Origin of the sequence: Streptomyces sp. (assembly GCF_031181555.1) — a bacterium.
GTDB lineage: Bacteria > Actinomycetota > Actinomycetes > Streptomycetales > Streptomycetaceae > Streptomyces > Streptomyces fimbriatus.
Genome location: NZ_JAPSKQ010000063.1, coordinates 20,127 through 33,239 on the forward strand (window position 1 = coordinate 20,127; position 13,113 = coordinate 33,239).

The window sequence follows — 13,113 nt, forward strand, 5'->3', positions numbered from 1 at the left end:
TCCCGGAACGCCCCGGCCCCGCCGGCCGGCCGGCGGGGCCCGTGTCCCGGGCGAGGGGGGCGGCTCAGAGTTCGAGGCGCAGCCCGGGCACGATCACATCGGGATCGGCCCCGATGGCACTCCGGTTGACGGCGTACAGGTGCTGCCAGGTGGTGCCGTGCCGGGCGGCGATGCCGCTCAGCGTGTCGCCCGCGCGGACGGTGTGGTCACCGCGGGACGCGTCCCGGTCCGCGTGCCCGGCCGCACGCGCCGGCGCCTCAGACCGTTCCGTCGCTCCGGTCGGCTTCGAGGGTGCCTCCTTCCCGGTCGCCGGGTCCGCGGCGGGTGCGCTCCCGGACGCCCCCGCGCGTGCCGAGCAGGTCGGCCAGGCGCCCCACCCCTGGGCCCGCTGGACCTTCGTGGCGACGGCGATCTGCTGGGACCTGGTGGCCCGGTCGGCCGTCGGCGCGTAGGCCGTGCCGCCGTGGGCGCGCCAGGTGGAGGCGGAGAACTGGAGCCCGCCGTAGTAGCCGTTGCCGGTGTTGATGTGCCAGTCGCCGCCGCTCTCGCACTGCGCGATGCGGTCCCACACTCCGCCGTCCGCCGCCGTGGCGTCGCCGGTGGCGGCCAGCAGTCCGAGGGGCGCGAGCAGGGCCGCGCCGGCCAGGACAGCCGTCGTACGGGTCTTCCGAGCGGTGTCGCGGGTGTTATCGGCACATTCGGACATGCAGGTCCCTTCCGAACGCCTCGGGGTCCCCGAGGCGGAACGCCGCTCGGCGCGCCATGGGGCGCGGGAGCCGCGCTCGCCCCGTCCGCCTTCGGGTCGTGCGGTGGTGCTGCCGGGCGTGGTCGGCGGACGTACCCGAGCGGTGCTCGTTGCACACGGCGGAGGAATGTAGGGAGCCCGCGGCGGCCGGTTCAACCAACTCCCCGTCGTGCCAGGCCAGTCCGCCATTACCCCGGGTATCGGCGTTTTCCGGCCACCCACTTCATTCGCTGATTTCCGGATTTGTCGACCAGCGCGCCCGCCGACCTGTGAGCCACTTCACCTCGCCAACAGCATTGACGCTGCAGGCAGTTGACGGTGAGTGCCCGGTTCCGGGCCGGTCGTGACCGTGTGCGCTGGATGGTTCGATTCCGTTCGCCCTGGGGCGTGACTCCCGCCACAGGTCCTCCGTTGTCTTCTTCATGAGCCGGGGACCCACCCGGACCACGGGCCGGGAGCCACCCGGCCTCGCCACGCACCGCATCCCGAGGGAGCCACCCGTGCCGCGCATGCTCGACGTCAGCGACGAGGTACGCGCCGAGATCGGCGACGAAGAAGCCGACCGCCTGCTCGCCGGAGATTCCGCCCCGGGCGGTTACGACTGCACCTCCTGCCGCACCCCGGGCGACCCGGAGCAGGAGCGGACCAGCACCGTTCTGTTCATCGGGGACGAGACCGCCGTCCTCGCCTTCGCGCACGCCACCTGCCTGCCCTCGCAGGTGGTCCAGGTCACCGAGGAGCAGCTCCAGGGTGCCGTGCGGGCCATCGGCGGCGACACCGGGGCCCCGGGGCCGGAGAAGGTCGCGCCCGAGCAGGCCGTGCTCGGTGTGACCAGCGGGCTGGTCCTGATCGCCGGGGAACTGCACCCGGCGCTGGTCGTGGAGCCGACCGCGCCGGTCGCGCGGCCCGGATCGCTCGGCACGGGCGACGACTTCCTGCCGCTGCTCATCGAGCAGGGCTTCATGCCGCTGACCGAGCTGTCGGCCGTGCCGACGGTGCTGCACGGATGGTCGGTGCTGCTCGCCGCGGGCCAGCTGCACGCCGTGCTCCAGCCGGACCCGAACGGCGGCCGGCCGGTGGCCTGGTGGCAGGCGCACCAGCCGCTCCAGGTCACCGAGGGCTGGCGGTCGGCCGCGGGCAAGCACCAGCAGGTGCTGATGTTCGCGGCCCCGGCCGGCTCGATCGGCCGCCAGCCGCGCGAGGACCTGCTGCGCGACGCGCTGGACAGGGCCGCGGCGGGCGGGAAGCTGGTCGCCGCGGCCCTGCCGCTCGCCGGCATCTGACCGGCGCGCAACCGGCGAAAGCCGCACAGGGGCCGCATCTCTTACGTCACGGGGTCGTTTGGACATACGTGCACGCATACGACGTTCCCCGCCGCCAGTCCCTCGCCTCGGTCCCCGCCCCCGGGCGCCCGGCTCAGGGCTCCCGGAGCGGCCTCTCGGCCACGCCGATCTACGACGCCCTCTACACCGAGTACGTCAAGTCCTTCCGCGCGCTGCCGGGCGACCGCAGCGGCGAGGAGGAACTGGGCTTCACCGCCTTCGGGAACATCCCGCGCAGTACGGGCTCGTACGGCGGCCACACCCCGGGGTCGTTCGCCGGCTCCCTCGGGAGCGGTTCGTACGGCGCCCACAGCGCGGGGGCGAGCAGCACCCGCCAGACCACCGGACAGCAGCCGCAGTGGCAGCGCGTCGGAACGGTCGGCCGACCCGCCACCGGGATGCGGCACGTGCCGGCCGGGCTGCCGCCGGCTCCGCGCAGAGGTGCCTGACCGGGCACGGTGGACGGCGAAGGGGCGGCCCCCGAGCGGGGCCGCCCCTTCGCCGTGTCCTCGGCCGCTTCTTCGGCTACTTCTTCTTGCCGCGCTTCTCGCGCACCCGCACCGAGATGTGGATCGGCGTCCCCTCGAAGCCGAACTCCTCACGCAGCCGGCGCTCGATGAAGCGCCGGTAGCCCGCCTCGATGAAGCCGGAGGCGAACAGCACGAACCGCGGCGGCTTGGTTCCCGCCTGGGTGCCGAACAGGATGCGCGGCTGCTTGCCGCCCCGCACGGGGTGCGGGTGGGCGGCGACCAGCTCGCCGAGGAAGGCGTTCAGCCTGCCGGTCGGCACCCGGGTCTCCCAGCCCTCCAGGGCCGTCTCGATGGCCGGGACCAGCTTCTCCATGTGCCGGCCGGTGCGCGCCGAGACGTTCACCCGGGGCGCCCACGCCACCTGGCCGAGCTCGGTCTCGATCTCGCGCTCCAGGTAGTAGCGGCGCTCCTCGTCGAGGGTGTCCCACTTGTTGTACGCGAGGACGAGCGCGCGGCCCGCCTCGACGGCCATGGTGACGATGCGCTGGTCCTGCACCGAGATGGACTCGGAGGCGTCGATGAGCACGACGGCCACCTCGGCCTTCTCGACGGCGGCGGCGGTGCGCAGCGAGGCGTAGTAGTCGGCGCCCTGCTGGAGGTGGACGCGCTTGCGGATGCCCGCCGTGTCGACGAACTTCCAGGTCCTGCCGCCCAGTTCGATCATCTCGTCGACCGGGTCGCGGGTGGTGCCGGCGAGTTCGTTGACGACGACGCGCTCCTCGCCGGCGACCTTGTTCAGCAGCGAGGACTTGCCGACGTTCGGGCGGCCGATCAGGGCGATCCGGCGCGGGCCGCCGACGGCGGTGCCGAAGGTCTGCGCCGGGGCCTCCGGCAGCACCTCCAGGACCTGGTCCAGCATGTCGCCGGTGCCGCGGCCGTGCAGGGCGGAGACCGGGTACGGCTCGCCCAGGCCCAGGGACCACAGGTAGGCCGCGTCGGCCTCGCCGCTCGGGCCGTCCACCTTGTTGGCGCACAGCACGACCGGCTTGCCGGCCTTGCGCAGCAGCCGGACCACGGCCTCGTCGGTGTCGGTCGCGCCGACCTTGGCGTCGACGACGAAGACGACCGCGTCGGCGGCCTCGATGGCGTACTCGGCCTGCGCGGCCACGGACGCGTCGATGCCGAGGACGTCCTGCTCCCAGCCGCCGGTGTCGACGACCTTGAAGCGGCGGCCCGCCCACTCGGCCTCGTAGGTGACGCGGTCGCGGGTGACGCCCGGCTTGTCCTCGACGACCGCCTCGCGGCGGCCGATGATCCGGTTCACCAGGGTCGACTTGCCGACATTGGGACGGCCGACGACGGCGAGCACGGGCAGCGGACCGTGTCCGGCGGCCTCGATGGCGCCCTCGACGTCCTCGAGGTCGAAGCCCTCCTCCGCGGCGAGCTCCATGAACTCCGCGAACTCGGCGTCGCCGAGCGCCCCGTGATCGTGCTCGTGCTCGGCCGAGCCGTCGGGCTGGCTGTGGTCGTTCATGAAGTCCGTACCTCGTCGTTCATCGTGGTGATCGGTGGCCCACCGCACACAACGGTGATCCACTACTCAAGTGTCGCTCAGCGCCCGGTGAGGCGCCTGGCGTTTTCCAGGTGCGCGGTGAGCTGCTTCTGGATGCGCTCGGTCGCCTCGTCCAGCGCCCTGCGGGTACGCCGGCCGCTGCCGTCGCCCGCCTCGAAGGGGTCGCCGAAGACGACGTCGACGCGGGAGCGCAGCGGGGGCAGCCCCTTTATCAACCGTCCGCGCCGCTCGGAACTTCCCAGGACCGCGACGGGCACGATCGGCGCGCCGCTGCGGACGGCGAAGTAGGCGAGCCCCGCGCGGAGGGAGGCGAAGTCGCCCTCGCCCCGGGTGCCCTCGGGGAAGATGCCGAGGACGCCGCCGTTCTCCAGCACGCCCAGCGCCCGGGAGATCGCCGTGCGGTCGGTGGTGTGCCGGTCCACCTTCAGCTGGCCGATGCCGGTCAGGAACGGGTCGAGCGGGCCGACGAACGCCTCCTTCTTGATCAGGAAGTGCGTCGGCCGGGGTGCCACGCCCATGACCATCGGGCCGTCGACGTTGTGGGAGTGGTTGACGGCGAGGATCACCGGACCGGCCGCGGGCACCCGCCAGGCGCCCAGCACGCGCGGCCTCCACAGCCCGTACATCAGGCCGACGCCGATGCGCCGCCCGACCTCGGCGCCCCGCACCGATGGGACGTCGGTCACTTCCCGGCCCGCTTCTCCTCGACGAGGGTGACGACGCACTCGATGACCTGCGCCAGCGTCAGGTCGGTGGTGTCGACCTCGACCGCGTCGTCCGCCTTGGCCAGCGGGGAGGTCTTGCGGCTGGAGTCGGCCGCGTCCCGCTTGATCAGGGCTTCGCGGGTGGCGTTGACGTCGGCGCCCTTGAGCTCGCCGCTGCGGCGGGCGGCACGCGCCTCCGGGGATGCGGTGAGGAAGATCTTGAGGTCGGCGTCGGGCAGCACGGTGGTGCCGATGTCACGGCCCTCGACGACGATGCCGGTGACGGCGGAGGAGGCGATCGCGCGCTGCAGCTCGGTGATCCGGGCGCGCACCTCGGGCACCGCGCTGACCGCGCTGACCCTGGAGGTGACGTCCTGCTCACGGATCGGGCCGGCCACGTCCACGCCGTCGACCGTGATGGTCGGGCTCTTAGGGTCGGTGCCGGAGACGATCTCCGGCTTGCCGGCGACGGCGGCGATCGCGGAGGGGTCGTCTATGTCGATGCCGTTGTTCACCATCCACCAGGTGATCGCCCGGTACTGGGCGCCGGTGTCCAGGTAGCTCAGGCCGAGCTGCGCCGCCACGGCCTTCGACGTGCTCGACTTGCCCGTGCCGGAGGGGCCGTCGATGGCGACAATCACTGGCGTGGCGCTTTCCACAGTGGGAACCTTCCTGGACCTGGCTGGCGGGGAGACGGGGCGCGACCGCCCCGCACAAGGTTACTGGGTACGCATCCCCCGATCGGCCCATCCCGGGGCCGGGGCCTACTGCCGGATCGCCCAGCCCCGCTCCCGCAGCGCCGCCGTGAGGACGGCCGCCGCCCTGGGTTCGACCATGAGCTGCACCAGACCGGCCTGCTGCCCGGTGGCGTGCTCGATCCGCACGTCCTCGATGTTGACCCCGACCTGCCCCGCGTCCGCGAAGATGCGGGCCAGCTGCCCCGGCTGGTCGTCGATGAGCACCGCCACCGTCTCGTAGACCCGCGGAGCGGATCCGTGCTTGCCGGGGACGCGGACCTGGCCGGCGTTGCCGCGGCGCAGCACGTCCTCGATCCCCGTGGCGCCCCCGCGGCGCTTGTCCTCGTCGGAGGACTGCAGCGCGCGCAGGGCCCGCACGGTCTCCTCCAGGTCGGCGGCGACGTCCGTGAGCAGGTCGGCGACCGGCCCGGGGTTCGCGGACAGGATGTCGATCCACATCCGGGGGTCGGAGGCGGCGATCCGGGTCACGTCCCGGATGCCCTGCCCGCACAGCCGCACGGCGGCCTCCTCCGCGTGCTCCAGGCGCGCGGCGACCATGCTGGACACCAGGTGGGGCATGTGGGAGACGAGGGCCACGGCACGGTCGTGCGCGTCGGCGTCCATGACGACGGGCACGGCGCGGCAGTGCGAGACCAGCTCCAGGGCGAGGTTCAGCACCTCGGTGTCGGTGTCCCGGGTGGGGGTCAGCACCCAGGGGCGGCCCTCGAAGAGATCGCCGGTGGCGGCCAGCGGACCGGACTTCTCACGGCCGGACATGGGGTGCGTGCCGATGTAGGACGTCAGGTCCAGGCCGCGCGCCTCGAGCTCGCGGCGCGGTCCGCCCTTGACGCTGGCGACGTCGACGTAGCCGCGGGCCAGGCCGCGCCCCATCGCGTCGGCGAGCACGTCGGCCACGTGGGCGGGCGGGGCGGCGACGATCACCAGGTCCACCGGTCCGTCGGGGGCCTCGTCCGTGCCGGCGCCGAGCGCGGCGGCGGTACGGGCCTGCTCCGGATCGTGGTCGGCGAGGTGGACGGTGACGCCCCGCTGGGACAGGGCGAGGGCGGCGGACGTGCCGATGAGCCCGGTGCCGAGGACGAGTGCGGTTCTCACTGGGCGATGTCCTTGCGCAGGGCGGCCGCGGCGCCGAGGTAGACGTGCGCGATGTCGGCGCGGGGCCTGTCGGATTCGATGTGCGCGAGGATGCGGACGACGCGGGGCATGGCGCCCTCGATGTCCAGCTCCTGGGCGCAGATCAGGGGCACGTCGACGATGCCGAGCTTGCGGGCGGCGGCCGCCGGGAAGTCGCTGTGCAGGTCCGGCGTGGCCGTGAACCAGATGCTGATCAGGTCGTCGACGGTCAGCCCGTTGCGCTCCAGGACGGCGGTGAGCAGCGCGCCGACCTGCTCCTCCATGTGGTCGGCCTCGTCCCGCTCCAACTGGACGGCGCCCCGGACCGCTCGTACCGCCACGACGATGCTCCTCGCTGACGTGTCGTCTCTCACCTGTTCGGACGCCCAGCCTAGCCAGACCGGCGCGCGGCCGGTGCCCGGAGCCCGCCTGCTGAGACGGTGATGCGCACGTTTCGTGGCGCTTCGTCGGGAGTTGCTTCTCCTCCGGCTCGTTCGGTGCCACGATGCGGAGGTTGACCTACCCACCGGCCTCCCTTCCTCGGAGTGGCGACATGACCCACCGCGCAACGCGACGCACGGTCCTTCTCGCGGCAGGAGCGACGGGCGCGGCGGCCCTGACCGCGGGCTGCGGCGGGAACGGCGGCGACGGGGGCTCCTCCCCCGGCACCGCCGCACCGGACGCCCCCGCCGGACAGGAGCTGGCCTCGACCGGCGACATCCCGGTGGGCGGGGGCACGGTCTTCAAGGACGAGAAGGTGGTGGTGACCCAGCCGGAGGAGGGCGACTTCAAGGCCTTCTCGGCGGTCTGCACGCACCAGAACTGTGTCGTGGCCGAGGTCTCGGACGGCACGATCAACTGCACCTGCCACAACAGCCGCTTCGGCATCGCCGACGGCTCGGTCGAGAGCGGCCCCGCGACCAGGCCGCTGCCCGAGGAGCGGATCACGGTGGAGGGAAATTCGATCCGCCTGGCGTGATCCGCCGCGTACGCTCCCGCGCATGCGCCCCGAGTTCCTGGTCCGCGACCACACCGTCTACGCCTGCGTCATGGGGTCGCGTGCCTTCGGTCTGGCGACGGAGGACAGCGACACCGACCGCCGGGGCGTGTTCCTCGCCCCCACTCCCCTGTTCTGGCGCTTCGACAAACCGCCGACGCACGTCGAGGGGCCGGCCGAGGAGCAGTTCAGCTGGGAGCTGGAGCGCTTCTGCGAGCTGGCCCTGCGCGCCAACCCCACCGTCCTGGAGTGCCTGCACTCCCCGCTCGTGGAGTACGCCGACGACACCGGCCGCGAGCTGCTGTCCCTGCGCGGGGCGTTCCTCTCCCGCCGGGTCCACGAGACGTTCACGCGGTACGCCCACGGCCAGCGCCGCAAGCTGGAGGCCCACGCCCGGGTCCACGGCGTCCCGCGCTGGAAGCACGCCATGCACCTGCTCCGCCTGCTGACGAGCGCCCGCGACCTGCTGCGCACGGGCACGCTCACGATCGACGTGGGCGAGCGGCGCGAGCCGCTGCTCGCGGTCAAACGGGGCGAGGTCCCCTGGCCGGAGGTGGAGTCCTGGATGACCCGGCTGGCGGAGGAGGGCGCGCAGGCCGCCCGGCGCAGTCCGCTGCCCGAGGAGCCGGACCGGCGCCGGGTGGAGGACTTCCTCGTCCGCACGCGCCGCGCCTCAGTCCTCCGGGCGGGTCCGTACCACGAGGTCATGCAGGGCGTCGTACGCGGTGGGGGCGTCGGGCAGGGCTGACGCCGCCCGGGCCTCGTCCGGCACGCCGTGCGGCCGCTCCACGTCGGCCCGTCCGCGTGCGCGGTCGACGGCGGCGCCCGAGTGCTCGCGCTCCGCCTGGGCGGCGATCGGCTCACGAGACCGGCGGCCGGCAGCAGGTGCGCGCCCCGCAGGTCCGCGTCGGAGCCGCGGGACGGGAAGCCGTACAGGTGCGCGCCGGAGACGGTGGCGAACAGCACCGGGTCGGGCTGTCCGGCGATCACCGGGCTCGGGCCGAGGCCCAGGGCGTCGGTCAAGCGTCCCAGAGCGTTCCCAGCGCCAGCAGGTCGTCCCGGTACTCGATGCGGTCCGCCCATTCGGCGGGCCAGGCGTCCGCGCCCAGGTACGCGCCCGCGAAGGCGCCCGTGAGGCAGGCGATGGAGTCGGAGTCGCCCGCGGTGCAGGCGGCGCGGCGCAGGGCGGTGAGGGGTTCGTCGACGAAGAGCAGGAAGCAGAGCAGGCCGGTCGCCAGGGCCTCCTCGGCGATCCACCCCTCCCCGGTGGCCAGGCACGGGTCGGTCTCGGGCGAGACGGTGCGCACGGCGTCCTGGAGGCGCCCCAGGATCTCCAGGCACTCGTCCCAGCCGCGGGCGATGAAGTGCTCGGGGGTGGGGTCCTGGGCGCGGGTCCACAGGTCGCCGAGCCAGAACTCGTGGTAGCGGGTGCGGTTCTCGTAGGCGTAGGAGCGCAGCAGTCCGATCAGGCCGGTCGGCTCGGCACCCTCGGCGAGCAGCCGTACGGCGTGCGCGGTGAGGTCGGAGGCGGCGAGTGCGGTGGGATGCCCGTGGGTGAGCGCCGACTGCAACTGGGCGGCACCCGCGCGCTGTTCGTCGCTCAGGCCGGGGGCCAGGCCGACGGGTGCCACGCGCATGTTGGCCCCGCAGCCCTTGGAGCCGACCTGGCCGGCGTCCTGCCAGGGCCGGTCCTCGCGGGCCAGCAGGTGACAGGCCTTGAGACAGGTGTTGCCGGGGGCACGGTTGTTCTCGGGCGAGCGGTACCACTCCACGAACTCCTCGCGCACCGGCCGCTCCAGCCGCTTCGGGGTGAGCGGCCCCCGGTCCATCGCCGTCCGCAGCCCCTTCCCCAGCGCCAGCGTCATCTGCGTGTCGTCGGTGACGATCGCCGGCCTCGGCAGGTCCATCCCCCGCCAGGGACCGAACTTGGCCAGGATCGACGGCACGTCGTTGAACTCCGTCGGGAAGCCCAGCGCGTCCCCGAGGGCGAGTCCGGTGAGCGCTCCCGTGGCGGCGCGTTTGGTGACGGTGGTCGTGGTCATGCGGGGCGTCCTTCCGGAGTCGGCCGGAGCAGCGGCGGGTGGAGGGCGGTGGCGGTGCCCGCGCGGTACAGGGCGGCGGGTTTGCCCCGGCCGCCGGTGAGGCGCGCGGCGCCGGGGACGGCTTCGACGAAGCCCGGGGTGGCGAGCACCTTGCGCCGGAAGTTGGGCCGGTCGAGCACGGTGCCCCAGACGGTCTCGTAGACCTGCTGCAGCTCGCCCAGGGTGAACTCGGGCGGGCAGAAGGCGGTGGCCAGACAGGTGTACTCGAGCTTGGCCCCGATGCGCGTCCGGGCGTCGGCCAGGATCCGGTCGTGGTCGAAGGCGAGCGGCCCGGCCGTGTCGTACGGCGTCCAGCGGGCCTCGGCCGCGTCGGTCCCGGCCCTCGGCTCGGGAGGGTCCGGCAGCAGCGCGGCGAAGGCGACCGACACGACCCGCATCCGGGGGTCGCGGTCGGGTTCGCTGTAGGTCCGCAGCTGCTCCAGGTGCAGCCCGGACACGTCGGTCAGGCCGGTCTCCTCGGCCAGCTCCCGACGGGCCGCCGTCTCCGCCGACTCCGTCGGCAGCAGAAAGCCGCCGGGCAGTGCCCAGCGGCCGGCGTACGGCTCCTGCGCCCGCTCGACGAGCAGCACGTGCAGCGCGCCCGCGCGGAGCGTGAAGACGGCGAGGTCGACGGTGACGGCGAAGGGCTCGAAGGCGTACTTGTCGTAGCCGTGCACGGCCGGCCACCCCCTTAATAGTCACTCAGACTATAAAAGGGGGCGGCGGCCCGTGCCAACCCTCAGAGGTCGACCTCCTGCATCAGCATCCCGACCTCGGTGTTGGACAGCCGGCGCAGCCAGCCCGACTTCTGGTCGCCCAGGGTGATCGGCCCGAAGGCGGTGCGCACCAGCTTGTCGACCGGGAACCCGGCCTCCGCGAGCATGCGGCGCACGATGTGCTTGCGGCCCTCGTGCAGGGTCACCTCGACGAGGTAGTTCTTGCCGGTCTGCTCCACGACCCGGAAGTGGTCCGCGCGCGCGTAGCCGTCCTCGAGCTGGATGCCGTCCTTCAGCCGCTTGCCCAGGTCGCGCGGGATGGGCCCGACGATGTGCGCGAGGTAGGTCTTCTTCACGCCGTACCGGGGGTGGGTCAGCCGGTGCGCCAGCTCGCCGTGGTTGGTGAGCAGGATGACGCCCTCGGTCTCGGTGTCGAGCCGGCCGACGTGGAAGAGCCGGGTCTCGCGGTTGGTGACGTAGTCGCCGAGGCACTGGCGCCCCTCGGGGTCCTCCATCGTCGAGACCACACCGGCGGGCTTGTTCAGCGAGAAGAACTGGTACGACTGGGTGGCGACGGTCAGGCCGTCGACCTTGACCTCGTCCTTCTCCGGGTCGACCCGGCGGCCCTGCTCGAGGACGATCTCGCCGTTGACCTCCACCCGCGCCTGCTCGATCAGCTCCTCGCAGGCGCGCCGGGAGCCGTAGCCCGCGCGCGCGAGCACCTTCTGCAGCCGCTCGCCCTCCTGCTCGGCGCCCGGGAAGGTCTTCGGGAGCCTGACGTCCTTGCGGCCCGCGTACCGCTCGCGGTTGCGCTCCTCGATCCGCGCCTCGTACTCGCGCGAGCGCGCCGGGGCGGTGCGGCCCCGGCCGCCCTTCTGGGGCGACGGCTTCGCTCCGCCGCGCCCGGCCTTCGGGCCGTCCTTGGTGGCCCCGGGGCCCACGTCGTAGCGGCGCTCCTCGGGGCGGGGCTTGCGGGGGCGGCCCTGCCCCTGCTTCTGGTCCCTGTTGTTGCCGGCACCGCGGTGATTACCGCGTCCGCCGCTCTTTCCGCTGCCGCTGCTTCGCATCAAAATTCCGTCGTCGTCGTGTTCGTCGGGGGACCGTCGTCCGGGTCCGGTGCGTCCGGATCGAACGACGGCACGGCTTCCTGGGTCTCGGCCTCGATCGCCTCCGCCTCCGGGAGGAAGGGCGCGAGCTCCGGGAGCTCGTCCAGACCGCGCAGGCCCATCCGCTCCAGGAAGTAGTTCGTCGTCGTGTACAGGATCGCACCTGTTTCGGGTTCCGTGCCCGCCTCCTGGACCAGACCCCGCTGCAGGAGGGTGCGCATCACACCGTCGCAGTTCACTCCGCGCACCGCGGAGACCCGGCTGCGGCTGACCGGCTGGCGGTAGGCGACCACGGCGAGGGTCTCCAGGGCGGCCTGGGTGAGCCGGGCCTGCTGGCCGTCCAGGACGAACCCCTCCACGGCGGCGGCGTACTCGGGGCGGGTGTAGAAGCGCCAGCCGCCCGCGACGAACCGCAGCTCGAAGCCGCGCCCCTGCGCCGTGTACTCGTCCGCCAGCTCGCGCAGCGCGTCCGCGACCCGGCGTTCCGGCCGCCGCAGTATCTTCGCCAGGTGCTCCTCGGTCGCGGGCTCGTCCACGACCATGAGAACCGCCTCCAGGGCGGGCTTGAGGTCGAGGTCCGCGACGGTGCGCGGTCCCGCGGGAACCCCGGTGCCGGTCGTCTCCTCGCTCACGCCTTCCTCCCCTTCCCGGTCGGCTCGGGCGGCCGGTCGAACTCGTCGGTGACGGTGGGGACGGCCTCCCCGTCCCCACCGGTCCAGCGCACGGTCAGCTCGCCGAGCGCGGTCTCCTGCTCGAGGGCGACGGCCTTCTCGCGGTACAGCTCGAGCAGCGCGAGGAACCGGGCCACGACGGTCAGCGTGTCGTCGGTGTCCTCGACCAGCGCGCGGAAGCTCGCCTCGCCCAGCTCCCTCAGCCGCGCGACGACGATCCCGGCCTGCTCCTGCACGCTGACCAGCGGCGCGTGGATGTGGTCGACGTACACCTGCGGCCTGGGCCTGGGCTGCATCGCCTTGACCGCGAGCCGGGCGAAGCCCTCGGGGCCGATGCCGAGGACGACCTCGGGCAGCAGCTCGGCGTGCTGCGGCTCGAGCCCGACGGTACGGGGGTGGCGGCGGGCCTCCGTGTCGAGGCGGTCGCTGAAGATCTCCGCGATCCGTTTGTACGCGCGGTACTGCAGCAGGCGGGCGAACAGCAGGTCCCGGGCCTCCAGCAGGGCGAGGTCGGCCTCGTCCTCCACCTCGGCGGCGGGCAGCAGCCGCGCCGCCTTGAGGTCGAGCAGCGTGGCCGCCACGACCAGGAACTCGGTCGTCTCGTCCAGGTCCCAGTCCGCCCCCAGCGCCCGGATGTACGCCATGAACTCGTCGGTCACCTTGGACAGGGCGACCTCGGTGACGTCCAGCTTGTGCTTCGCGATCAGCTGGAGGAGCAGGTCGAAGGGACCCTCGAAGTTCGCCAGCCGCACCGTGAACCGGCCGTCGCCCTCCTCACCGCCGTCGGTCCCCGTCCCGGAGACACCGCCCTCGGCCCCCGTCCCGGGGCCGGTGGCGCCCGCCGACGGCGGCACCGCCGG

The 13,113-nt window shown here is 73.3% G+C and carries 15 protein-coding genes and 1 pseudogene; 4 read left to right on the forward strand and 12 right to left on the reverse strand.

From position 1 onward, the window contains the following. Positions 1-64: 64 nt before the first annotated feature. Positions 65-706 (reverse strand): transglycosylase family protein, encoded by a 642-nt coding sequence (locus tag RIM90_RS15395; RefSeq protein ID WP_309061263.1) that lies wholly within the window; start codon positions 704-706, stop codon positions 65-67. Between the two features lie 539 nt (positions 707-1,245). On the opposite strand from RIM90_RS15395, the gene RIM90_RS15400 reads away from it, so the two are divergent. Next, complete coding sequence (locus RIM90_RS15400) at positions 1,246-2,028, forward strand: hypothetical protein (RefSeq protein ID WP_309061264.1); 783 nt, start codon at positions 1,246-1,248, stop codon at positions 2,026-2,028. Positions 2,029-2,096: 68 nt separating this feature from the next. After that, positions 2,097-2,516 carry a hypothetical protein gene (locus RIM90_RS15405; RefSeq protein WP_309061265.1) on the forward strand — a complete coding sequence of 140 codons (420 nt, stop codon included), beginning with the start codon at positions 2,097-2,099 and terminating at the stop codon, positions 2,514-2,516. Positions 2,517-2,592: 76 nt separating this feature from the next. Here RIM90_RS15405 and der read toward each other — a convergent pair whose 3' ends face one another. From der to aroH, 5 genes are all read right to left on the reverse strand, one after another. Beyond that, positions 2,593-4,071, reverse strand: coding sequence for a ribosome biogenesis GTPase Der (gene der, locus RIM90_RS15410; RefSeq protein ID WP_309061266.1), 1,479 nt, complete (start codon positions 4,069-4,071; stop codon positions 2,593-2,595). Positions 4,072-4,148: 77 nt separating this feature from the next. Then, the gene (locus tag RIM90_RS15415) at positions 4,149-4,796 is read right to left on the reverse strand and encodes a lysophospholipid acyltransferase family protein (protein ID WP_309061267.1); all 648 of its coding nucleotides are present in this window, start codon (positions 4,794-4,796) and stop codon (positions 4,149-4,151) included. Beyond that, positions 4,793-5,473: a (d)CMP kinase gene (gene cmk / locus RIM90_RS15420; RefSeq protein ID WP_309061268.1), complete on the reverse strand. Its 681-nt coding sequence runs from the start codon at positions 5,471-5,473 to the stop codon at positions 4,793-4,795. The genes RIM90_RS15415 and cmk overlap by 4 nt, the downstream gene beginning before the upstream one ends. A gap of 105 nt (positions 5,474-5,578) precedes the next feature. Beyond that, entirely contained in the window at positions 5,579-6,664 is a 1,086-nt protein-coding gene (locus tag RIM90_RS15425; RefSeq protein ID WP_309061269.1) for a prephenate dehydrogenase, read from the reverse strand. After that, positions 6,661-7,023, reverse strand: coding sequence for a chorismate mutase (aroH, locus tag RIM90_RS15430; RefSeq protein ID WP_309061270.1), 363 nt, complete (start codon positions 7,021-7,023; stop codon positions 6,661-6,663). Before aroH ends, RIM90_RS15425 begins: the two co-directional genes overlap by 4 nt. 212 nt (positions 7,024-7,235) lie before the next feature. On the opposite strand from aroH, the gene RIM90_RS15435 reads away from it, so the two are divergent. Both RIM90_RS15435 and RIM90_RS15440 read left to right on the forward strand, forming a co-directional pair. Next, entirely contained in the window at positions 7,236-7,661 is a 426-nt protein-coding gene (locus tag RIM90_RS15435; RefSeq protein ID WP_309061271.1) for a Rieske (2Fe-2S) protein, read from the forward strand. 22 nt (positions 7,662-7,683) lie between these two features. Continuing rightward, positions 7,684-8,427, forward strand: coding sequence for a DNA polymerase beta superfamily protein (locus tag RIM90_RS15440; RefSeq protein WP_309061272.1), 744 nt, complete (start codon positions 7,684-7,686; stop codon positions 8,425-8,427). On the opposite strand, the pseudogene RIM90_RS15445 reads toward RIM90_RS15440, so the two are convergent. From RIM90_RS15445 to RIM90_RS15470, 6 genes and pseudogenes are all read right to left on the reverse strand, one after another. After that, positions 8,353-8,702: pseudogene (locus tag RIM90_RS15445) on the reverse strand (DNA polymerase beta superfamily protein). The gene RIM90_RS15440 and the pseudogene RIM90_RS15445 sit on opposite strands and share 75 nt — an antisense overlap. Then, the gene (locus RIM90_RS15450; RefSeq protein WP_309061273.1) at positions 8,699-9,721 is read right to left on the reverse strand and encodes an ADP-ribosylglycohydrolase family protein; all 1,023 of its coding nucleotides are present in this window, start codon (positions 9,719-9,721) and stop codon (positions 8,699-8,701) included. Before RIM90_RS15450 ends, RIM90_RS15445 begins: the two are co-directional and overlap by 4 nt. Further along, the gene (locus RIM90_RS15455; protein ID WP_309061274.1) at positions 9,718-10,437 is read right to left on the reverse strand and encodes an NUDIX domain-containing protein; all 720 of its coding nucleotides are present in this window, start codon (positions 10,435-10,437) and stop codon (positions 9,718-9,720) included. Before RIM90_RS15455 ends, RIM90_RS15450 begins: the two co-directional genes overlap by 4 nt. A 62-nt stretch (positions 10,438-10,499) precedes the next feature. Beyond that, on the reverse strand, positions 10,500-11,543 hold the full coding sequence (locus tag RIM90_RS15460; protein WP_309061275.1) for a pseudouridine synthase: 1,044 nt from the start codon (positions 11,541-11,543) through the stop codon (positions 10,500-10,502). Next, entirely contained in the window at positions 11,543-12,214 is a 672-nt protein-coding gene (gene scpB, locus RIM90_RS15465; RefSeq protein ID WP_309061276.1) for an SMC-Scp complex subunit ScpB, read from the reverse strand. Before scpB ends, RIM90_RS15460 begins: the two co-directional genes overlap by 1 nt. Next, positions 12,211-13,107, reverse strand: coding sequence for a segregation and condensation protein A (locus tag RIM90_RS15470; RefSeq protein WP_375165451.1), 897 nt, complete (start codon positions 13,105-13,107; stop codon positions 12,211-12,213). Before RIM90_RS15470 ends, scpB begins: the two co-directional genes overlap by 4 nt. Between the last annotated feature and the right edge of the window lie 6 nt (positions 13,108-13,113).